Raw genomic sequence first — 20,529 nt, 5'->3', positions numbered from 1 at the left:
GGCTCCGGAGGAGGATGAAGGGATGGAAGACTCACGACGGCCGGTGAACCCGCCGTGGATCCCGGCCACACCTCTCAGCGGCGATCAGCTCAGGCGGCTGTCCGCGGTGGGCTCGGAGACCATCGCCGCCGCCGGCGAGGTCCTCTTCGCGGCCGGCGACCCGTCCTACGACCTGTTCGTGGTCCTGGAGGGCGCCGCCGACGTCGTGGAGCGGTCGGGGCGGGCCGGCGAGCGCCTCGTCGCGTCCTACGGACCGGCCGAGTTCCTGGGGGAAGTCGGCATGCTCACCGGGCAGCGTGCGCGCTTCGACGGTGTCATGAGGCAGGCGGGACGGCTGTTGCGGGTGCCGGTGAGCCGGGTGCTGGAGGTCATGGCGCAGGACGCCGACCTGAGCGAGTACATCCTCCGCACGTTCTTGGAACGCAGCGCCAACCTGGTCAGGAGGGGCGCGGGGCTGACGGTGATCGGCTCCCGGTACGACGAGCGCTGCCGGGCTCTGCTGCAGGCGTTCGCGCTGAGCAGGATCGGCGTCGACTGGATGGACCTGGAGGACCAGCTGGATGCCGAGACGCTTCTGCGGAACCTCCAGGTACCGGCCGGCGACCTGCCCATCGTGCTCATCCCCGGCCGGCCCCTGATGCGCAACCCGCAGCCCGCCGACATCGCCGCGGAGTTCGGGGAGCCGGCCGCGCCGGACGAGGCCGGCCAGGACGACCAAGGGGTCTGCGACCTGCTCGTGGTGGGCGGCGGCCCGGGAGGTCTGGCGGCGGCGGTGTACGGGGCGTCCGAAGGGCTGCAGACCGTGCTCATCGACGCCGCGGCCTTCGGCGGGCAGGCCGGGACGTCATCAAGGATCGAGAACTATCTGGGCTTCCCCGCGGGGCTGTCGGGCGCGGAGTTGGCCACCCGCGGCGCGATCCAGGCGGCGAAGTTCGGCGTGCGGCTGCACCGCAACGCCCGGGCGGTGGCGTTCGCCGCCGGCGCCGGGAAGCACACGGTCACGTGCGACGACGGACGGACCTTCCAGGCCCGGGACGTCATCGTCTCCACCGGCGCCGAGTACCGGCGCCTGGCCGTGCCCGGCATCGACGGCTGGGAGGGCAACGGCGTCTACTACGCCGCCACCGTCGCCGAGGCCAGATACTGCCTCGGGAAGCCGGTCGCCGTCGTCGGAGGAGCGAACTCGGCGGGCCAGGCGGCGATGTTCCTGTCCCGGACCTCGAATCCGGTGTACCTGCTGGTGCGCGGGCCCGACCTGGAGCACTCCATGTCGCGGTACCTCATCGACGCGATCGAGGCCAGTCCGAACGTTCGGGTGCTGCTTCAGACGGAAGTCGCCGGAATCTCGACGGATACCACGGTCACCGGGATCGAAGTGGTCGATCATGCCTCCGGTGCTCGTACGGGCCTGGAGATCGGCGGGTTGTTCGTCTTCATCGGCGCCACGCCGTGCACCGGCTGGCTTGCCGGCCAGCTCGCCACCGACGCTGCGGGGTTCCTGCTGACCGGCCACGACCTCCCTGGGCACGACCTACCCGGCCACGACCTGACCGGCCAGGTGCCGGGCCGGCGACCGGCGTTCCCCTTCGAGACCAGCGTGCCCGGCGTGTTCTGTGTCGGGGACGTGCGCGCCGGGAGTGTCAAGCGGGTCGCGGCCGCGGTGGGCGAGGGTTCGGCCGCGGTCCGGCTGGTGTTCGAACGGCGCAGGGCCGACGAGGTGGCCGTGATCTGAAACTGAACGCCCGGCTGGTCCGCCCGGACGGCCGCGTCGGTCGCGGTCGCGGGCGGACCAGCCCCGGATATGCCGGATGGCTTCGCCGGGACAGCCCGGTTCAGGAGGCGACGATGCCCTCGCCGCCGACCGCGTTCGGCACGGTTTCGGAGCCGATCGGGGTGAGCGTGCCATCCGGGTTGATCGCGAACGCGTCCAGGATGCCCTCGCCGCCGGTCTGCACGTATAGATACCGGCCGTCGCGGGACGCGGCCGAGTCCACGGTGCCGGGGTCGGTGGCCGCGGTGCCGACCGGGTGCAGCGAGCCGTCGCGGCCGGCGCGGTAGATGCTGACGGTGGCGCTGCCGGCGTTGGAGACGTACAGCAGGTCGCCGACCGCGGTGATCCAGCAGGTCGCCTGCTGGCCGGTGGCGGCTGTCCGGAGAGGTGCGAGGGTTCCGTCGCGGTTGATGCGGAACGACGCCACCGCGTTCGGCCCGGCCTCCGTCACGTACAACGTCCCGGTCTTCGGGTCCGTGGTGAAGGCGAACGGCACCGCTGCCGGCAGGTTGTTGACGACCGGGGCCGGCGCGGGGGCGCCGTCGTCGTCGAGGGCGAAGACGTCGACGTTGTCGCCGTTGGCCTTGGTGGTCACGATCAGCTTGCGGCCCCAGTCGGCGAACCCGACCTGTCCGGGGGTGTTGGTGAACTGCGGCGTGGCGTTCGGGTCCAGCCCGAGCGGGCGGTTCCAGTCGCGGCGCGGAAGCAGGCGTCCGTCCTCGACGGTGTAGCCCTGGACCGAGCCGCCGTCCAGAGCATTGAGGACGTAGACCGTGTCGTCGTGTACGGCGATGCTCACCGGGAAGGTGCCGCCGGAGGGGACGACCTGCCGCAGCCGGAGCAGGTCCCCGTAGACGGCGAAGACCGAGACCGTGTCGCTGCCGGCGTTCACCGCGTACAGCAGCTTGTTCTCCCGGTCGTAGGTCAGGGAGCCCTGCGAGGCCAGATGGTCGACCATCGAGCCGTCCAGGACGCCGCCGAGCCCGCCGGTGTCGTAGGTCGCGAGCCGGGTGAGGCTGCCGTCGTCACCCCGGTGGTAGACGACGACCTGGTTGCCGGTCGTGGCGTCGGTCTGGGCGAACACGACCCCGCCGTCGCCCCGGTCGAAGGCAGGGCGGCCGTGCTCGGCCGCCGAGGCCGCGCCGGTCGAAACGCTTGTGGCGGTGAGGAACGCTGCGGCTGTGGCGCCGATACGCATGACTGTCTGCATGGGGATCCCTCCTGGAACCGAATCGGTCGGCGGTGCACCGCGCGGCTTGCTGGCTTGCCGACTTGCAGGCTTGCCGGCCCTGGCCGGCACCAGCCGCGCTGTGCTCGCCGATGGGAGGTTATGTCAGGCTTCATTCCAGAATGTGCAGACTCACTGGACGGTCAGAGGACTTACCCCGTTGGGCCTAGCCGGTGCCCCTTCCCCTGGCTACGTCCCCTGAGCCGAAGTGCTTCCGGTACGGTCGCTTCGTTGATCACGCCAGGAGGGTGGGAGCTGCTCAAAATGACTCCAGGAGAGGACCTCCGCGAGATCACGTTCGCCGCGGAGCTGCGCCGGCTTCGGCAGCGAGCCCGGCTGACCCTCGAGGCGCTGGCCGAGACATCCGGTGTCAGCGCCCGGACGATCGGCGGGCTGGAGCGGGGCCACAGCCTGGGGCCGCAGCGGCGCACGGTGATGGCGTTGGCCGACGGGCTGGGCCTGGACGAGGCCGAGCGCGATGCGCTGGAGCAGCTGGCCCTCGCCGGCCGTCCGAGGCCGGTGACCGCCCCGGCGGGATGGGGCGTGCCGCCGCGGCCGGTTCCGGACTTCATCGGCCGCGACGCCGAGATCGAGCAGATCGCGGCCCTGGCAGGCGCTTTCGGACCGGCGGCGTCGGTGGTGGTCCTGTCGGGTCCCGGGGGCATCGGGAAGACGACGCTCGCAGTGCAGGCGGGGCGACAGCTGGCGGAGTCGGCCGGTCTGGACTTGTTCTCCATAGATCTACGGGGCATGGATGCCGAGCCGCTGGACCCGGCGGCGACGCTGTTCCGGCTGCTGAAGGCGTTGGGCGTCGCCAACCGCGACATGCCGGAGGGCGTGGACGGCCGGTCGGGGCAACTGCGCGCGATGCTGGAGCGGCAACCGGCGGTCGTCGTGCTGGACAACGTCCGGGACGAGGAGCAGGTGCGTCCGCTGTTGCCCGGCGGCGGGACGGCTCCCGTGCTCGTCACCAGCCGGCGGCTGCTGACCGGGCTCGAGGGCGTCCGGCGCCTGGCCGTCCCGGCGCTCGCCGCCGACGCCGGGATCGCGCTGATCAGCCGCATCATCGGCGGCGCCGAGGGCCCGCGCGGCGAGGGCCTGGCCGACCTCGCGGGGCTGTGCGGCGGGCTGCCGTTGGCGCTGCGGATCATCGGCAACCGGCTGGCCACCCGGCCGAACTGGACGGCACGGCAGCTCGCCGAACGGCTGGCCGACTCCGAGCGGCGGCTCGGGCAGCTCAACGCCGGGGACCTCCAGGTCACCGCGGCGTTCGCGATGTCCTACGACCAGCTGACGCCCGCGGCCCGGCGCCTGTGCCGCCGCTTGGCGCTCGTCCCCGGGCCGGACTTCGAGCCGGGCCTGGCATCCGTGCTCTGCCAGTCCGGCGTCTTCGAGACCGAAGACCTGCTGGAGGAGCTGTACGAGCTCGGCATGCTGGCCCAGGCCGGCGACGGCCGCTACGGATTCCACGACCTGATCCACCTGTTCGCCGGGGACCGCCTGGCGTCGGAGGAGCCGGCCGAGGAACGGGACCGGTTGCTCAGGGCCATGACGGACTGGCTGCTCGGCGTCACCGTCGCCGCCGGCCGCTGGTTCGAACCCGACTACGGCGCCGCCCCCGCCGACTGGCAGGGCCCGATCGACCTCTCGACCGCGGAGGCCGCCTCGGCCTGGCTGCACGCCGAGGCCGACAACTGGTTCGGCGCCTACCGGATCGCCGCCGCGCACCGGTGGGACCGCCAGGTCGTGGACACCGCCGAAGCCCTGCACTGGTTCTCAGACCACTGGGAGTACTGGGAAAACTGGAAGGAGCTGTTCGGCGGCGCTGTAGCGGCGGCCGAGCGGTTAGGCGACTCCGTCGCGCAGGCGACACAGCTGAACTATCTGGCCTGGGCCTACGCGGTCCGCGGCGAGCGCAGGCGGGCGGCGGACATCGCCCTGGATGCGGCCCGGATCGCCGAGCAGGCCGGGGACCTTCGCCAACAGGCCTGGGGCTACCAGTACGCGGCGCACTCGCTGCTGCGCGTCGAACCCGGCACCGCGCTGCCCTACTCCGAGACGGCGACCCGCCTGATGGCCGAGGCCGGGGACCACGAGGGCCACGCGGCGGCGCTGGTCACCCTGGGCTCGATCCTGATCGCCGTGGACCGCGCGCGCGAGTCGGTCGGGATGCTCCACCAGGCCATGGAGATGACGCGCGTCCCGCAGGACACCCCGGGCGGGCGGATGGTGGCCGACGTCAACCGGATGAGCTGCACCTGGAGCCTGGGCCTGGCCCACGAGGCACTCGGCGAGGACGTGCCGGCCGAGGAGTTCTACCGCGCCACCGTCGCCGCCGGCGAGCGCCTGGACATGGCCGCGCAGCAGGCCCGAGCCGAGGTCAAGCTCGCGCGGACGCTGCATCGTCTGGGCCGGACCGGCGAGGCGGTCGCGACAATGCGCGCGGCCCGGGAGCGGTTCGCCGCGCTGGAGGCCACGGCGGATGTGGCGGAGGCCGATCAGTTGCTGGAGCTGTGGGGTGGCGCCGGTACCTGATCTGAAGGCGGTCGCGGGGCCTGAGGACGCCGTGGCCGGCGTCGGTCCCCCCCCGGCCACGGCGACATGTCACACAGGCAGCGGGCGGTGTCCGATGACGCGCTGGCCCATCGCGGCGGAGTCGCGGACCGCGGCGAAGCCGCTCAGCGGCCGAGCACCACTCCGACCTCCTGCGCCAGCGCCGCCGAGGCCTCGATCTCGACCCGGCGGTTCGACACGCTCTCGATCAGGAAGCCGAAGGGCATGCCGAGCTTGCGGCAGAAGGCGGTCAGGTCGCGGGCGCCGGCGACGCAGTGCTCGAACGACTCGGTGAGGGTGTCGTCCGCGTGCCGCAGGGAGTTCGCCAGCCAGTCCGGGACGTCGACGCCGAGCCACGTGAGGAATGCCAGGGTCTTGACCGAGCCGCAGACCGAGAGGGTGAACAGGATCGGGTTCGGGGCCAGGCCGCGCTCGCGACAGGCGTAGTAGTAGTCGGAGGCGAGGTTCTTGGCGGCGTTGGTGTTGTAGACGACCTGGGAGATGAAGAAGGAGCAGCCCTCGGTCTGCTTGGCGATCAGGCGGAGGTACTCGTCCTTGCGCTCGGCGATGGCGACGCCGCCGAGCAGCAGGTCGGGGCGGACGCTGCGCCGCAGGGCCTGGGCTTGCGGCAGGCGGGTCCGGACGTCCTTGTCCTTCGACGACGCGCCGACGAAGACGGAGTGGACGCGGCCGGTGTCCGCCTGCCGGAGCCAGGTGCCGAGCTCGGCCTCGGTGTACTTGCCCACGCAGCGGTAGATGACCGTCGGACGGTCCCAGGCGCCGAGGTACTCGGCGTGGTACGTCGCCGGATCCATGGTCGGCAGGTAGGGGAAGGGACGCTCGGCCGGGTTGCGGTCGCTCTCGTCGTCGATGTCGTACAGCGCGAGGCCGTCGACGTCCACGCGGTTCAGGCGCGCGAGCGTCACCTCGGCGATCTCCCGGACGCGCTCGCGGCCGGTGGTCAGACGGGGCGGTACGACGCCGAGAAGCAGAGCGCCGCCGTCGTGGGCGTTGGCCAGGAGCATGCGGTGGAAGCTAGCAGGCTGTTCGGCATGCGGAATCCTGTTTTCACTCTGTGAGACGTCGGGCGTCCAGGGCGTCCAGGGCGTCCAGGGCGTTCACTCGTCGGAGCCGATGAACGCGGCTATGGCGGCGGCGACGGCTTCGGGCTGCTCATCGGGGATGAAGTGTCCGGCGTCGGGCACGATGACGCCGGTGACGTTCTCGGCCCACGGGCTGATGGAGGCCGCCATGTCCGGGATGGAGCCGTGGCTGCTGGAGATTCCGAGGACGGGCACGGTCAGGCGCCGCTGCTGGAGTGCTTGGTGGTTCTTGCGCGCCGACTCGGAGGCGTCCCGGTAGTAGGCCAGGCTGGCGCGCAGGGCGCCGTCGGCGGCGAGGGCCGCGGCGTAGTGGTGGAGCTCGGCCTCGTCGAACGTGTCCGGGGCGAGGGCCTTGGCGTTCAAGAACCAGCTGACATAGTCCCGCTCGCGGCCGGCCAGCAGGGTCTCGGGCAGGTCGGGCACGAGGTGGAAGGCGAAGTGCCAGGTCTTCCAGGCCCGATCGGCGTCGAGGGGGATCGCATTCGGGAGCGTGATGCCGGGGATTCCGGCGTCCAGCAGCGCGAGCCCGCGCAGGCGGCTCTCGTGGTTGAGGGCCGGAGATTCGTGGTTGAGAGCCACAGAGAAAGCGACCCAGGCGCCGATGTCGTGCCCGGCCAGCCAGTAGGACGACACCCCGAGGGCGTCCACCGCGGCCTGAACGTGCGCGGCGACGGTGTGCGTGTCGTAACCGCGCTCCGGACGCTCGGAGTGGCCCTGGCCCGGCAGGTCGATCGCGATGACGCGGAACCGGGCGGCGAGGCTCGGCATGACCTTCCGCCAGGCCCACCAGGTCTGCGGGAACCCGGCGAGCAGGACGACGGCCGGGCCGGACGGCTGGCCGCCCTCGACGGCATGCAGGCCGATGCCGTCGGCGTCGACCCAGCGGTGAGTGAATCCGGGCACGTCGTGCAGGGGCAGGCCGGGTGCTGCGGTGTCGGTCATCGTCATGGTCATGCCGGAAGGCTACACATCTTGAACCGATCAGTTCAAGATAGAATGCCCACATGGCAGGCAAGAAGCAGTTCGATGTGGACACGGCGCTCGACGCCGCGATGATCCAGTTCTGGCGGACCGGCTACGCCGACACCTCGCTCGACGATCTGACCCGCGCGACCGGCCTGAACCGCAGCTCCATCTACTCCTCGCTCGGCGACAAGGACGCGCTCTTCCTGCGTTGCCTGGATCGCTACTCCGCGCGCTATGGCGCGATGTACGACACCGCTCTGTCGTGCGCGGCCTCGGATCCCGTTGCCGCGATTCGTGCGTTCTTCGGCGTCACGCTGGGGCGCATCGCCGATCCCGACGTGCCCGACGGCTGCCTGATCGCCCAGTCGGCCATGGTGATTCCGGCGCTGAGCCCGCGCGTGGCAGCGCACACCAAGGCGGTGTTCGGCCTCCAGCGTCAGCGCCTGCACGCCGCGCTGAAGGCCGGGGGGCTGGCCGACCGGGACGCCGAGGACTTCGCTGTGCACACAGTGGCCGTGAACCAGTCTCTGGCGGTCATGAGCAGAGCGGGAGCGAGCCCGGCGCAGCTTCGGGCCGTCGTAGGCGTGACGCTCGACGCGCTCATCATCAAGAACCAGAAGATTCCGGAGCGCGATCAGCTCGGCTGATCAATACGACTACGTGGCGCCCGCGTCCGGCCAGCTCAGGTAGGGGCCAGAGCCGGGGTGGTCACCTGAAGCGGCTATTAGGCCACCCTTACCGTCCATGATCACCCTAGGTTGGTCTCCGGGAATTCTCCCGATCACCCGGAGGCCATCGGCCATGGATGCACAGCAGATCGTTCAGGTGAAGATCCACCCCGCAATCGGTATCGCCCGAGTCGGCAACAGCCCGAGGCCCGCGTTCATCGGCCCCGAGTCGCCCGACGCGCCGCCGTTGGACATGAGCACGTATAAGGACGAAGAAGGCAGGATCGTCCGGCAGGCCGCACGGTTCCGCCTCTACGGCTACGACAGCGCTGGAAAGGTCGTCAGGGAGCTCACACTGGAGGATGAGGACGTCTCAGGGATCGAGTGGACGGTGCACGTGGCCAACAAGAAGGCCGCTTGGTACAAGTTCTTCATCCCGCTGGACATCCCCGAGGCCGACAAACTGAGCGCCGATCAGCGAAGTCTGCGGAACCAGAAGGAGACAGCGCGCGGGGGACTGGTCATCGATCCCAAGGCCCGGACCCTGCGAGTCTCCAAGGGCGGGGGTGAGCAGAAGGCGGAGTTCGACGGCGGGACCATCATGGGCGTCCCGGTCGACCTCGGTTCGATGTCCGTCGGCGCGGCCGGCCGGCTGCTGGTCGCCGGCGGTGTCGGCAAGGCCGCGGCCTGGGCCGACGTCGAACCCCCGATCACCGGCGTGGCGAACAACGACGGCTGGTACGACGACACCTCCGACGGCCCGGTCGCCGCGTCGGTCTGGCTCGACGGCAAGAAGGTCGACGCCACCCGGGCCTGGGTCGTGGTCGCCCCGCCGCACTACGCGCCGGGGGTGAAGACCGTCCGGACGTTGTACGACGTGCTGGAGGACGTCTTCGCCACCGAGGGCACCCAGCCGATGCCCTCGAAGCTCACCTACGACGGCGACATCGAGCCGATCCTGGCCCGGTTCTGCCAGCTCCAGTGGACGAACCGCGGGTTCGCCGCCGAGTTCGGCTGGCGCGGGCCGCACGACTTCCTGGACCCGGACATGCGCCGGCGGCTGCGCGACCCGGGCGAGTCCACCGCCGAGCTGCGCCGCCAGGTCTATATCAACATGCGGTCTTTCGACCGGGACGGGGAGTCGCCGGTGCCGTGGCCGTGGGTGTACGGCGACGCGATGAGCGCCGGGAAGGCCACCTCGGTGCGGCAGCACATCATGCTCTCCGCGGTCCAGGACCGGAAGCTCGCCGAGTGGGCCATGGGCCGTTTCACCCCCGGCGAGGGGCCGGTGAGCCACCCGGACGTGGACCAGGCGCCGGTGGCCGTGCAGCCCGTGCTGCTCGACCGGGGCGCGCTGGAGAACTGTGCCGCGGAGGCCTTCCACCCGGGCTGTGAGGTCACCTGGCCGGTGCGGCACGCCTCGATGTACTCCGAGCCGTTCCGCATCCTGCATCGGGAAGGCGCCGAGCCCGACTACGGTCCGGTGCTCACCGAGAAGGAACTCAGCCGCAAGGACGGCCCCCTGTACGCGCAGGGGCCCGGCGACCTGACCCGCTGGATGGCGGCGCCCTGGCAGTGCGACACCGCCAGCTGCCGCTCCGGCTACCAGGTGGTCAGCGGTCTCGGCCCGCGCTACAGCCCCTATCTGCCCACGTTCTGGCCGGCTCAGATGCCCAACCAGGTGCTCAAGGAGTCGGACTTCGCCATCGTCAACGACACCGGCAAGCCCGACCAGGAGCGGGAGCAGGCGTTCGAGCACCGCGCGGTGTGGCTGCGCGGGCTCAGCGGCAGCGACATGAACATGCAGCGCCGGCAGATGATCCGGGACTGGTATCTGTTCGGAATCGTCCACATGCGCAGGTACACCGGCAGGGACGGGAAGTTCCCGGAGTACCTCCAGGTGGAGTCCGTTCCCGGCGGCGAGTTGGGCGAGCAGCCCGACTACGCCAACCTCATCAACATCCAGGTGCCGCAGGCCGGGGCGCCGATGATGGCCGCCGCGGCCGGCACCTGGACCGGCGAGGTCCCGGCCGAGCAGGTCGAGGCCGGGCTGGTGACCAACGCGGTCCAGGAGGCCATGAGGGCGACGGGCTACGACGAGGCCGCGATCACCGCCGGATACCTGGAGAAGCTCGACCCCTTCCATGAGGCGCTGTGACGCCACCGCGCCATGCGGCTGCCGGCGATCGCGGCGTCTACGACGTCGTGGTCGCCGGCGGCGGGCCCGCCGGGTGTGCCGCCGCGCTCACCCTGGCCCGGGAGGGTCGCAGGGTCCTGCTCGCCGACGCCGGCGGCGGCCCGCCCAAACTCGGCGAGTCGCTGGTCTCGGTGGCGCGGCTGCTGCTGGCCGACCTCGGGGTCGCCGATGAAGTGCTGGGCAGCGGCCATTCGCCCTGCTACGGCAGCCTGTCCGCCTGGGGCTCGGCGGACCTGCACGCCGTCGACTCACTGCGCGACCCCTACGGGCACGGCTGGCACCTCGACCGTCCGCTGTTCGACCGGCGCCTGCGCACCGCCGCCGGGGCCGCGGGCGCCGAAGTCGCCGATCGCACGTCGGTGTCGGTGCAGCGGCTGACGCGGTCGTCTGACGACGGCTGGCGGATCACGCTGCACGATCGCCAGGACGGCTCGGAGCGGGCCGTGCACTGCCGCTGGGTGATAGACGCCACGGGACGCAAGGCCGCCATCGCGATCCCCGCCGGAGCCCGCCGCCGGACCACCGACCGCCTCACCGCGCACCACCTCACCCTCGCCGCCGTCCCCGGCGCGCGAGACCAGCCGGCGGACGGCCGCAACCTCGTCGAGTCCGACCCGGACGGCTGGTGGTACACGGCCCTGATGCCAAGCCGCCGACGCCTCGTCGTCTACTTCACCGACCCCGATCTGCCGTCCGCCGTCCCGCGTACCGCCACCGAATTCCGCCGCCGGATGCTGGCCACCCGGCACGTCTCGGCCCGCGTCCGGGACCACGACCTCACGACCCTGCCCGCCCCCGGCCGCGCACCGGCGCACACGGCGTATCTGGACCGGGTGCACGGACCGGGCTGGACAGCGGCCGGCGACGCGGCGGCGGCGTTCGATCCCCTGTCCTCCCAAGGCATCCTGACCGCTCTTTACACCGGTCTCAGCGCCGGCAAAGCCGTTGCGGCCCGACTGCGCGGCGACATGGCCGCCCTGCCGGAATACGCCACCGCGGTCGCCACCGCCCGCGCCGCCTACGGACAGGGATACCGCGCCGTCCACGCCCAAGAAGCGCGCTGGGCCCAGCATCCGTTCTGGGCGCGACGTGTCCCAGAACATTGATATAAATCGGTCCAGCGGTTGATCGCCTCGGTCCCGAGGTTGTCGCTGGCCGCAGTCGTCACCAACGATCCACAGTGCGTGCCGCCGTCCCGGCGCGCAGGTCGACGACGGCGCGTTCCTCACCCTGCATCACCGCGGCGGGACCGCCTCCGACCTGTGGGCCAGCGCCGTCGTCCGGGACTCCGGGCCGCGCTTCCGGCTGGTCGGGGAGCGGGGCGTTTACACGGTCTCCGGAATGGACGGTCAGGAAGACGCGCTGGCGCAAGGGCTGCGTCCGGGCATGCCCGAATGGGGGAGTACGCCGGAGAGCCGATGGGGCCTGCTCACCGACGCGAACGGCAGCCGCGCCGTGCGTGCGGAACCGGGTTCCTACGAGGAGTTCTACCGACAGCTGGAAGCCGCGCTGCGTCAGGGAACTCCTTTGCCCGTGGACCCGGCATCCACCCTGCCCACGTTGGACGTCATAGACGCCGCGGTGCTGTCCGCGCGCGAAGGGCGTGTCGTGGAACTGACTAGTCAGCCCGCCGACCACTGAGGCCCGAACAAGTCGTCGCGCGCCCGGTCCAGGGCCACGGCCAGGGCGCCGGCGAGCACCGCGTCGGAGCCCGCCGAACCGATCCCCACCTCGATGGGGACCGGGCTTCTCGGGGCTACAGCCGCGGTGACCGACTCCGCCAGGCGCTGCCCGCCCGCCAGGCACACCTCCCCGCTGAGGAAGACGTGTCCGGGGTCGAAGGTGGCGCTCAGCGCGAGCACGGCGTCGGCAATCGAGGCGGCCAACTCGTCGAGGAAGGCGCGAGCCGCAGAGCTCTGCGTCAGCTCCGCCACCGCGAGCGCGACGGCGTCCGCGGCCGCGCGCACAGGGGAGTCTGGATGACCGGTACCCCGCAAGCCGTGTCGAGCCGCCATCGCGCACACCGGTAGAGCGCCGATGACGTCGTGCAAAGGAACGGCCCGGTGCCCCTTGCCCGGCACCGGGAGGAATCCCGGTCGATCGCGATCGCCGTCGGCCTGTCGGACGCGTACCTGGGAGCGGGGTTCGGCGTCACGGCGCACAGCTCGAAGGAGGAGATCGAGAGGACAGCCGAGACCTTCACCGCGGCCGTGGAGAAGGCGCTGTAGGCGTGCGTCTCGGTGGCTGGTTCAGGGCGCGCCGGACGGAGGTCCGGCGTGCCCTGCTCCGGCTCATGTGTGAGAGCATCAGAGCTTTGCCATGCGTTCACTACAAGTGCGTAGATGCTGCGGGTACTGATCCGCAAATCTGTTCTACGCGTTCCGGGGCGGAACGCTCCGTCGGGGACAAAGGAAACGCATGCGCATACGTAAGGCCGCCGGTGCTGTCATCGGCGCCGTCCTGTCGATCGCCACGATCACCACGTTCGCCGCGATGCCCGCGCAGGCGAGCACCGCGAACGGCAATGGGTCCGACAATGGGTCCGTGGTGACGATCGACTCGGCGAACGGGGGTGCGGGGACTGACTCCGTCCTCTCCGTCACCTTCGACAAGACGCTCGACGCGACCAAGCTGGCCCAGGTGCGGGCCGATCTCGCCCAGCGGGCCGGCGCCCGGGCGACCGGGGTGAAGGCCGCTTCCTCGGTGGCCGGGCCGCAGGGGGCCTGGCTCTACTGCAACGATCCCTACAGCTTCAGCGACTCCGACGGCACGTACTCCTTCCAACACGCGTGCGGCGGGACGACCGGGCCGTGGGGCTACAAGGTGAGCTCCGGGCTGTGTGCGATCGTCGTCGGCGACATTAACGAGGTCGGGATGGGCTGGACGCGCAACGGGGTGAACCAGGGGCGGGCCATCGGCCACCCGGTGCCCTGCTCCTACCAGCTGCACGGTGCCTACAATCCGGACCACGACTACGACTACCTGACCTACACCGACACGGTCACCTTCGAGGTCGAGGTCGACGGCGACACCGGGCACGCCACGCTCAACATCACGGGCTCGTTCACCTCGGCCGGCTGCGCGAACGGCCATGCCTGTGGGATGTGACCATCCTTCGGATGGCGGGAACCTCCCGGACGGTCTCATGTCGGTCATCGACGATGAGGCCGTCCGGCCCTGTCTGGAGACCGCCTTCCGGGCGGGGGAACTGGTGCGCCACAGCACGGTCGTCGTCGAGTACACCGACGGCTTCAACCCCGGCCCGGGGGTCGAGCTGAGGCTGGAGACATCGGCCGGCGACGTTCAGTCCTTCCCGGTCTGGCAGCCCGGCGTGCCGTCGCTCGCGACTGGGGCGGGTATGCGCCGGAACCTCCTGCGGCTGTTGGAGGACTGGCTTCCCGAGTCGCGGCTTCGCTGGGGCGAGGAGGTCCGCTTCGACGAGTTGCATGGCGCGGGTGACGGCGCGGACTCAGAAGGCTGATACCGGCCCGATGCTCGAACGCCATGCCTGCCGGTGGCTCCGCCAAGCCCGCCGGTTGCGGTCGTCAGTCGAGCCAGATCAGCAGGGCATCGCCGGCCGCCGCGGTGGCGCCGATGAACAGGGTGAGCGAGTCGAACACCTCACGTCCCCACTCGATGGCGTCGGGGCGATCCCAGACCCCGGGATAGACGCCGAACAGGTCGGCGGCCTCAAGGCCTTTGACGAGACCGTCGTAGTCGGTCCGGCGGAGGGCTTCCGCCGCGACGCGGACGCGTTCGGCCGGCAGGGCCTTCGGCGGACCGTAGCCCCAGTCTTCGTCTTCGGCGAAAGACTGCTCGCCGTGGATGTCGACCGGGAACTGCGACCTGCGCAGCAAGAACCCGAGATAGTCCCAGGCCTTGTGCGTGGAGAAGCACCGTGACATGAGCGGGTCCGGGTCCGATTCCTCTTGGGAATCAAGGACTTCCTGGGCATAGTCGTAGGCCCAGCGCGGGTCTTGGACGGCGCGTCCCAATTCGGCGGGTGTCACCCGCAGGTATTCCCCGATCATGCTCATGGCGGCCATGGTAACCAGCCGATACGACATTCGGTTCGCGCCCGCGCGGCCACTGTTGAAGCACGGGCAACCAAGCCGCTTACCCTGGCGTCGTCCATAATGACTTGGCGCAGGCCTCATCTGTGCCGTGGCGATGAAAGGGGCGCCCATGGCGCGGTGGAGGCCGCTGCCCGCGGGACTGGATCCGGCGGTGGCCAGGCTCGTCGTGCAGTTGCGAAAGCTCAAGGACGACAGCGGGCTGAGTTTGTCGCGGCTCGCCGCCAAGACCGGCTACAGCGCCTCGTCCTGGGAGCGGTACTTGGTCGGCAGGACGGTGCCGCCCGCGGCGGCGGTCGAAGCGCTGGCCTCGCTTGTCGGCGCCGATCCGGTACGCGCCGAGGCGTTGCGCGAAGCCGCGGCCCGTGCGCTGGCGCATCAGCACTCTGATGATGCGAGCGCCGACGATCCGCCGGAGCCCTCGGCCGGCCCGTCCCGGATACGGCGTTTCGGGCGGACGGCCTTGACCGCCGGGGCCGGCGCCGTCGTCGGTGCGGTGATCACGCTTTTGGTGCTGGGCCCGAAGCCCGTCCACGCCAAGCAGCAGGCCTTGGTGGTCACCGCGCGGACCGTCTACACCTGCGCCTTCACGCGGCACGACGGCCTGTGGTACGCCGGAAACAGCACGACGACCAGTGACTTCCTCGAGGTCGATATGTGGGGCCCGGAGGTCGCCGAGCTCCAGTGTCTGCTGCAGCACGCCGGATTCTCGCCGGGGGCCGTCGACGGCAACTTCGGTCCGCTGACCGAGACCGCCGTGATCGACGCGCAGAAAGCGCACCGGCTGGACATCGACGGTCAGGTCGGACCGCAGACCTGGGCGGCTCTGCGCGGATGACGGCGCACCAGACCGAGACCCGCGGCGAGGTCACGACCCTCGCCGCCGAACTGCGCCGCCTGCGCGAACAGGCCGGCCTGAGCTTCGCGGCACTCGGCGAGCAGACCCCGTACAGCCGATCGGCCTGGCAGCGCTACCTGACGGCGAAGGTCCTGCCGCCGTGGCAGGCGGTAAGGGATCTGTGCCGCCTGGCCGGGGAACCGGAGCCGAGGCTGCGCGCCCTGTGGGAGCTGGCCGAGTCGGCCGACCGGGGGCGCGGCGAAGTCATGGCCGAACCACCGAAGAACGAGCCCGAGCCTGAGCCCGAGCCGATTCCCCTGAAGCGGCGCGGAATTCACGTCCGTATCGGCCTGGTGACGGCGCTGATCGCGGTAGTCGCAATGGCCGCTGCCGGGGTCTACCTACTGCGCGACAGCGACAGCGGCGGCACACCCAGCCGCGCCACCACCGGCGCGTTCACCGTGACCTGCACCACGGGATCATGCAAACCCACCTGCCACGGCGCCGCCTGTGCCGGCCAGGATCCGGGGCTGACCCTGTGCGGAATCCAAGCGCGACCCCTGCAACAACAGCAGACCTCGAGCGGTATCGGCCTGGAGGTCCGCTACAACTCTGAGTGCCAGACTGCCTGGGCCCGCTTCTGGAACACCCGCGTCGGTGACTCCCTGACGCTGACAGCGCCGGGCGAACCCACCCAGAGTATTCGCATCGCCAATCAGCAGGACGCAAATGACTTCTCCTACACGCCGATGGTGTACGTGCCTACCTCCGGTATCGCGTTGCGGGTCTGCGTCACGCCTGCTGGAGGGACTCCTGCCTGCTATACCGACACAGTGTCTTGATAACCGTCGTTCCGGTATCGACCGGGCGCTGAACCGTAGGCGGCGCGAAAGGCCCGGCTGAACTCGGCGGCACTGCGGAATCCCCAGCGCGCGCCGATCGCGTGGACCGGCCACGACCGAAGGCTCGGGTCCGCCAAGTCGGCGCGGCAGCACTCCAGCCGCCGATGCCGGATCCACGCCGCGATCGTCAGGTCTCTGGTCTGGAACAGCCGGTGCAGATGGCCCAGGGAGATGTGGCAGTGGCCGGCGACCATGGACGGCGTCAGCTCAGGGTTGCCGAGGTGGTGGTCGATGAACGTGTCTATTGTGGATAACAGGCCCTGGCGGCGGGTTTCAGCAGCAGCGGCGACATCATCGACGCCGGCCCACGCCGTTAAGGTGGCGACAGTCAGGTCCAGGGCCACCTTGCCGAGCTGTGTGCCTTCCCGTTCCCCCACCTCGCCCTTCTCCAGCGCCGAGGCGACGCTGGTGAGGTAGTGGGCGAGGACGGCGCCCATGCCGGCATCCGTCGGCAGCCGGCGGGCGAACAGGGGTTCCAACCCTCGCGGACGCAGCGGGAGCGCGGTCTTCGGAAAACGCAGCATGATGATCTTCCCGCGGTCGACGCCGGACATGGCGCGAAAGCCGTGCGGCAGCCATGCGTCATGCAGCATCAGGACACCGGTCCCGGCCCGAGAAGCTTCGTCATCCTCACCCAGCGGCAGCGCCTTCGCCCCGATCAAACTCAGCTGGTAACGCTCGGGGTCGCAGGGGCCTGTCGAAACCGTCGTACGGATCTCCTGCACCTCAGAAAACGAGTGCGCCGAAAATCCCACCGGGCCGAGCTCCGCCGTCATGCTCATGCCGCCATCTTTCGAAGGCCGGCCCGGCGGCGTCGACGGTGCGGCCCGCGATGACCCTGATGCGGGTTGCGGGACGGTCTGAGCAGCGGGGATGCGTCTTCGAGAGACGGTGCGGCGGGACGGGTTGTAGGCCGTCCCGCCCTACCGATCCGACTGAGGCGCCCTAGTTGCTGAACACCTCGTTCGGAGAGATGACCTCCTCCGAGTCACCGCTCGTCTTGGAGGTGTACTCGATGTAAGTGGTGTAGCCGGTCCCGTTGCTGCCGGGCAGATGCCAGGGGCCGGCGTGGCCGGTCTTACACGGGAGCCCGGTCTGCCAGACCAGGTCGCCGGTGTTGTCGTTCATGACGTACATCAGGATCGAGGAGCATCCGCCGGGCAGCGCGTTGACGTACGCGTCGGGCTTCACACCCGTGCTGTCGGCGCTGATGCAGGCTTCGATGCCGTTCTTCGAGCCGCAGCCGCCGCCGCTGGACGCGGAAGCGGCGGCCGGAATGCCGAGGGTGATGGTGGCCGCGGCGAGCCCGGTCGCGGCGGTGGCGAGGATGCGTTGAGTGCGCATGGTTTCCCTTCCTGATCTGGTGCGCGAACACGTCCTCGGACCTGGGTGCTTCGGCCGGGGACGTGCTTCGCTGGTGCCGGTGATCAGGGTTTCAGGGGGCTCCGGTGGCGTCGTTAGCGTGGCGTCACGTGTTCATTGACGATGGGTCTCCCGCGACGGCCTCTTCGAGGTCTCCCACAGCCACACCGTCATGCCGGCCGCCACCAGGCAGGCCGCCAGCCCCATCACGCCGGACCAGCCGTGCGCGCTGAGGATCGTGCCCGTCACGGCCGAGGCGGCCGCGCCGCCGACGAACACGCCGGTCATGTACAGCGAGTTCATCCGTGCCCTGGCATGCGTGCTCAGGCCGTAGACGTCGCGGACGCTCAGCACGTGGTGCCCTTGGACGGCGAAGTCGAGCAGGACCGCGGCCAGCGCCAGCAGCGCCACGTGCGAGGCGCCCAGGGCCGCGAGTCCGATGGCGACCAGGGCCAGGCCCAGGGCCGCGCCGCGGGCGACCTTGCTGTGCCCGCGGTCGCCGAGACGGCCGGCGACCGGGGCGGAGGCGGCTCCGGCGGCGCCCACGAGGGCGAAGAGCGCGATGCCCGACTGGCTCATGTGGTGACGTTCGGTGAGTTCGTAGGGGACCGCCGTCCAGAAGGCGGTGAACGCGGCGAACATCGCTGCCTGGGAGAACGAGCGGCGGCGCAGGAGCGGCTCGTGTCGGGCGAGGCGGAACGTCGAGGCCAGCAGCGAGGGGTAGCTCGCGGTGTGCTCGGGGGTGCGCTCGGCCAGACGCAGCCGCAGCAGGAGCGCGACGGCCAGCATGATCACCGACGACACGACGTAGACGGACCGCCAGCCCCAGGCGGTGGCCAGGATGCTGGATGCCGACCGGGCCAGCATGATTCCCAGGAGCAGTCCGCCGGTGACCTGGCCGACGACCTTGCCGCGGATCTCCGGCGGCGCCAGATGCGAGGACAGCGGCACCAGTATCTGGGCCACCACCGACGTCAGGCCGACCAGCACGCTCGCGGCCAGGAACACCCCGATGTCCGGGGCGGTGGCCGCCAGGACGAGGACGACCGCCGTGACGATCAGGGTCCTCGTCACCAGGCGCCGGTTCTCCATCAGGTCGCCCAGGGGTGTCAGGAACATCAGGCCGAGCGCGTAGCCGATCTGGGTCATGGTCACGATCAGTGTCGCGGTGCCCGTGCCGACGCCCAGGGAGCGGCCTATCGGGCCGAGCAGCGGTTGCGCGTAGTACAGGTTCGCCACGCTCGCGCCACAGGCGAAGGCCAGAGCCGGCACGGTCCAGCGCAACGTCCGAGGCGTGCCCGTCGGCGTGACGGGGGAGGCGGTGGCCGGGGAAACCGACTCGATGGTGTTGCTCATCGTGCACTTCCTATTAATTGAACGGTTCGTTCGGTATCTCGTCGGAGGCCGGCGGCGCGATGCCGGCGAGCGCGCTGTCGACGAGCCGCTCCACGAAAGACTCGGTGAGCTCGGCGTGCCCGTAGAGCAGCCGGAAGTAGATCGGCCCGAACACCAGGTCCAGGATCACGTCCATGTCGAGGTCGGCACGCAGTTCGCCACGCTGGATCCCTTGGCGGATGATCTCGGCCGTGACCGCGCGGCGCGGGGCCAGCCAGTGTTCGCGCAGCGCTCGCGCCAGGTCGGGCTGAGCTTGGGCGTCCGCGGTCAGAGCCTGCATCAGGGGGCCGCCCGAGGATTCGGTGAACAGCTTGACCGCTGCCAGCGCGATGATCCGCAGCGCTTCGGGAGCGGTCGCGTCCTCGGGGAGGTTCCAGGAGTCGGCGGCCTTGGCCATGAACCCTTCCAGCGCCACCGCGCCTCGGGAGTCCCACCACTTGTAGACCGTCGCCTTGCCCACGCCGGCGCGCGCGGCGATGGCGTCGATCGTCGCCGCCTTCAGTCCGCCCTCCATCATGATGTCGCCGGCCGCCGCCAGGATCGCCTCGCGGCTGGCCTGGCTCCGCGGACGGCCGCGGCGTGGTGCCGCTGGAGGGTCGGTCGGGCTTGCGCTCATCGCGGTGCTTCCCCTCGCCGAGCTCGGTCTGTTTTCTGAACGATGCGTTCAGTATACAGCAAGAGCGAGCGTCGCCGCGCGAGCGGTGCTACGAGCGCAGTGCTAGGGGAGCGGTGCTACGCGAGCAGGAGGCGCTCCTCGGCGGAGTCCAATGCCATCCGTACCGCGCCGAGGGCGACGGCGTTCTCCCGCAGGACGGAGAGCCGCACCTCGCAGGGAGTGAGAACGAGGGGGGCCAGGTGGCGGCGGACCGCGTCCAGCAGCACCTCGCCGCCGTGGCTCAGGCCGCCGCGGCGGCTTCGTTTCCGTCCCCGGCCGCGGTGAACAGGGCTTCGAGATCGTGGCCGGCGGTGCGGCCCGGCAGCGCGGGCCCGCAGGCTTCGAGGGCGAGCCTGCGGATCTCGCCGGCCCCGGCCAGCCGCTCGAACGGGCCCACGCCGTCGGCCACCGCGGCCGGCCGGGCGTCGATCGGGGTGAGCAGGTCCAGGAAGCCGAGTTCGCCGGCCGCCGAGGAGAAGCCCCGGTTGGGCTTGCCGTCGATGACGATGCCGGCGCCGATGCGCTCGCCCCAGTGCACGTACAGCAGGCTCGCGCCGGCCGGACCAGCCTGTTGCTCGGCGCGGGCCGCCAGGTTGACGTCGTTGTCGACCACCACCGGACAGTCCAGCCGGGTGCGCAGCCCGGACAGCATCGGCAACCCGGTCCAGCCCGGGATGCTGGGCGCGACCACGACTTCGCCAGCTGCCAGTTCGGTTCGTAGTAGCCGCTGATCATTCCGGAGAGCTCGTGGGCCGCGTAGTTGTTCAGGCTTCCGTTGCCGGTGGTCGAGACGTTGCTGAACCAGGTGGTCGACAGGT

The 20,529-nt window shown here is 70.7% G+C and carries 22 protein-coding genes; 11 read left to right on the top strand and 11 right to left on the bottom strand.

What is annotated here, in order from left to right; all coding sequences use genetic code 11:
• Positions 1–22 precede the first annotated feature (22 nt).
• Positions 23–1,732, top strand: coding sequence for an FAD-dependent oxidoreductase (locus ABH926_RS31900; RefSeq protein WP_370369606.1), 1,710 nt, complete (start codon positions 23–25; stop codon positions 1,730–1,732).
• 100 nt (positions 1,733–1,832) lie between these two features.
• Here ABH926_RS31900 and ABH926_RS31895 read toward each other — a convergent pair whose 3' ends face one another.
• Positions 1,833–2,981, bottom strand: a complete 1,149-nt coding sequence (locus tag ABH926_RS31895) for a lactonase family protein (RefSeq protein WP_370369605.1) — start codon at positions 2,979–2,981, stop codon at positions 1,833–1,835.
• A 282-nt stretch (positions 2,982–3,263) separates the two neighbouring features.
• Between ABH926_RS31895 and ABH926_RS31890 the strand changes: the two genes are divergently transcribed.
• Complete coding sequence (locus tag ABH926_RS31890; protein WP_370369604.1) at positions 3,264–5,534, top strand: helix-turn-helix domain-containing protein; 2,271 nt, start codon at positions 3,264–3,266, stop codon at positions 5,532–5,534.
• Positions 5,535–5,677: 143 nt separating this feature from the next.
• Here ABH926_RS31890 and ABH926_RS31885 read toward each other — a convergent pair whose 3' ends face one another.
• Positions 5,678–6,577, bottom strand: a complete 900-nt coding sequence (locus ABH926_RS31885) for a 5,10-methylenetetrahydrofolate reductase (protein WP_370369603.1) — start codon at positions 6,575–6,577, stop codon at positions 5,678–5,680.
• Positions 6,578–6,670: 93 nt separating this feature from the next.
• Positions 6,671–7,603 carry an alpha/beta fold hydrolase gene (locus tag ABH926_RS31880; protein WP_370369700.1) on the bottom strand — a complete coding sequence of 311 codons (933 nt, stop codon included), beginning with the start codon at positions 7,601–7,603 and terminating at the stop codon, positions 6,671–6,673.
• A gap of 56 nt (positions 7,604–7,659) precedes the next feature.
• Here ABH926_RS31880 and ABH926_RS31875 point away from each other — a divergent pair, with 56 nt between their 5' ends.
• The 4 genes from ABH926_RS31875 to ABH926_RS31860 all read left to right on the top strand — a co-directional run bounded on the left by ABH926_RS31875 (position 7,660) and on the right by ABH926_RS31860 (position 12,127).
• Complete coding sequence (locus ABH926_RS31875; protein WP_370369602.1) at positions 7,660–8,268, top strand: TetR/AcrR family transcriptional regulator; 609 nt, start codon at positions 7,660–7,662, stop codon at positions 8,266–8,268.
• Between the two features lie 154 nt (positions 8,269–8,422).
• Entirely contained in the window at positions 8,423–10,447 is a 2,025-nt protein-coding gene (locus tag ABH926_RS31870) for a LodA/GoxA family CTQ-dependent oxidase (RefSeq protein WP_370369600.1), read from the top strand.
• Entirely contained in the window at positions 10,444–11,592 is a 1,149-nt protein-coding gene (locus ABH926_RS31865; protein WP_370369599.1) for an NAD(P)/FAD-dependent oxidoreductase, read from the top strand. Before ABH926_RS31870 ends, ABH926_RS31865 begins: the two co-directional genes overlap by 4 nt.
• 67 nt (positions 11,593–11,659) lie before the next feature.
• Positions 11,660–12,127 (top strand): Gfo/Idh/MocA family oxidoreductase, encoded by a 468-nt coding sequence (locus ABH926_RS31860; RefSeq protein ID WP_370369699.1) that lies wholly within the window; start codon positions 11,660–11,662, stop codon positions 12,125–12,127.
• Here the strand turns inward: ABH926_RS31860 and ABH926_RS31855 are convergent.
• The gene (locus ABH926_RS31855) at positions 12,109–12,453 is read right to left on the bottom strand and encodes a hypothetical protein (RefSeq protein ID WP_370369598.1); all 345 of its coding nucleotides are present in this window, start codon (positions 12,451–12,453) and stop codon (positions 12,109–12,111) included. The genes ABH926_RS31860 and ABH926_RS31855 overlap by 19 nt on opposite strands.
• Positions 12,454–12,549: 96 nt before the next feature.
• On the opposite strand from ABH926_RS31855, the gene ABH926_RS31850 reads away from it, so the two are divergent.
• The 3 genes from ABH926_RS31850 (at position 12,550) to ABH926_RS31840 (ending at position 13,967) form a co-directional block, all read left to right on the top strand.
• Positions 12,550–12,714, top strand: a complete 165-nt coding sequence (locus tag ABH926_RS31850; protein ID WP_370369597.1) for a hypothetical protein — start codon at positions 12,550–12,552, stop codon at positions 12,712–12,714.
• A gap of 190 nt (positions 12,715–12,904) precedes the next feature.
• A complete protein-coding gene (locus tag ABH926_RS31845; protein ID WP_370369596.1) occupies positions 12,905–13,594 on the top strand; it encodes a hypothetical protein in 690 nt (229 codons plus the stop codon).
• A gap of 37 nt (positions 13,595–13,631) precedes the next feature.
• Positions 13,632–13,967: a hypothetical protein gene (locus tag ABH926_RS31840; protein ID WP_370369595.1), complete on the top strand. Its 336-nt coding sequence runs from the start codon at positions 13,632–13,634 to the stop codon at positions 13,965–13,967.
• Positions 13,968–14,031: 64 nt separating this feature from the next.
• Here ABH926_RS31840 and ABH926_RS31835 read toward each other — a convergent pair whose 3' ends face one another.
• Positions 14,032–14,523: a YfbM family protein gene (locus ABH926_RS31835; protein WP_370369594.1), complete on the bottom strand. Its 492-nt coding sequence runs from the start codon at positions 14,521–14,523 to the stop codon at positions 14,032–14,034.
• Between the two features lie 148 nt (positions 14,524–14,671).
• Here ABH926_RS31835 and ABH926_RS31830 point away from each other — a divergent pair, with 148 nt between their 5' ends.
• Positions 14,672–15,397: a peptidoglycan-binding protein gene (locus ABH926_RS31830; RefSeq protein ID WP_370369593.1), complete on the top strand. Its 726-nt coding sequence runs from the start codon at positions 14,672–14,674 to the stop codon at positions 15,395–15,397.
• The gene (locus tag ABH926_RS31825) at positions 15,394–16,239 is read left to right on the top strand and encodes an XRE family transcriptional regulator (protein ID WP_370369592.1); all 846 of its coding nucleotides are present in this window, start codon (positions 15,394–15,396) and stop codon (positions 16,237–16,239) included. The genes ABH926_RS31830 and ABH926_RS31825 overlap by 4 nt, the downstream gene beginning before the upstream one ends.
• Here the strand turns inward: ABH926_RS31825 and ABH926_RS31820 are convergent.
• The 6 genes from ABH926_RS31820 to ABH926_RS31795 all read right to left on the bottom strand — a co-directional run bounded on the left by ABH926_RS31820 (position 16,218) and on the right by ABH926_RS31795 (position 20,402).
• Entirely contained in the window at positions 16,218–17,081 is an 864-nt protein-coding gene (locus ABH926_RS31820; protein ID WP_370369591.1) for a helix-turn-helix domain-containing protein, read from the bottom strand. The two genes, ABH926_RS31825 and ABH926_RS31820, sit on opposite strands and share 22 nt — an antisense overlap.
• A gap of 163 nt (positions 17,082–17,244) precedes the next feature.
• The gene (locus tag ABH926_RS31815; RefSeq protein WP_370369590.1) at positions 17,245–17,643 is read right to left on the bottom strand and encodes a hypothetical protein; all 399 of its coding nucleotides are present in this window, start codon (positions 17,641–17,643) and stop codon (positions 17,245–17,247) included.
• Between the two features lie 132 nt (positions 17,644–17,775).
• Positions 17,776–19,017, bottom strand: a complete 1,242-nt coding sequence (locus ABH926_RS31810; RefSeq protein WP_370369589.1) for an MFS transporter — start codon at positions 19,015–19,017, stop codon at positions 17,776–17,778.
• 13 nt (positions 19,018–19,030) lie between these two features.
• Complete coding sequence (locus tag ABH926_RS31805; protein WP_370369588.1) at positions 19,031–19,672, bottom strand: TetR/AcrR family transcriptional regulator; 642 nt, start codon at positions 19,670–19,672, stop codon at positions 19,031–19,033.
• A gap of 116 nt (positions 19,673–19,788) precedes the next feature.
• Positions 19,789–19,938 carry a hypothetical protein gene (locus tag ABH926_RS31800; protein WP_370369587.1) on the bottom strand — a complete coding sequence of 50 codons (150 nt, stop codon included), beginning with the start codon at positions 19,936–19,938 and terminating at the stop codon, positions 19,789–19,791.
• A 14-nt stretch (positions 19,939–19,952) separates the two neighbouring features.
• A complete protein-coding gene (locus ABH926_RS31795; RefSeq protein WP_370369586.1) occupies positions 19,953–20,402 on the bottom strand; it encodes an ROK family protein in 450 nt (149 codons plus the stop codon).
• Positions 20,403–20,529 lie beyond the last annotated feature (127 nt).

The organism is Catenulispora sp. GP43 (assembly GCF_041260665.1).
Taxonomy (GTDB): domain Bacteria; phylum Actinomycetota; class Actinomycetes; order Streptomycetales; family Catenulisporaceae; genus Catenulispora.
This window is presented reverse-complemented; position numbering and strand designations above follow the sequence as displayed.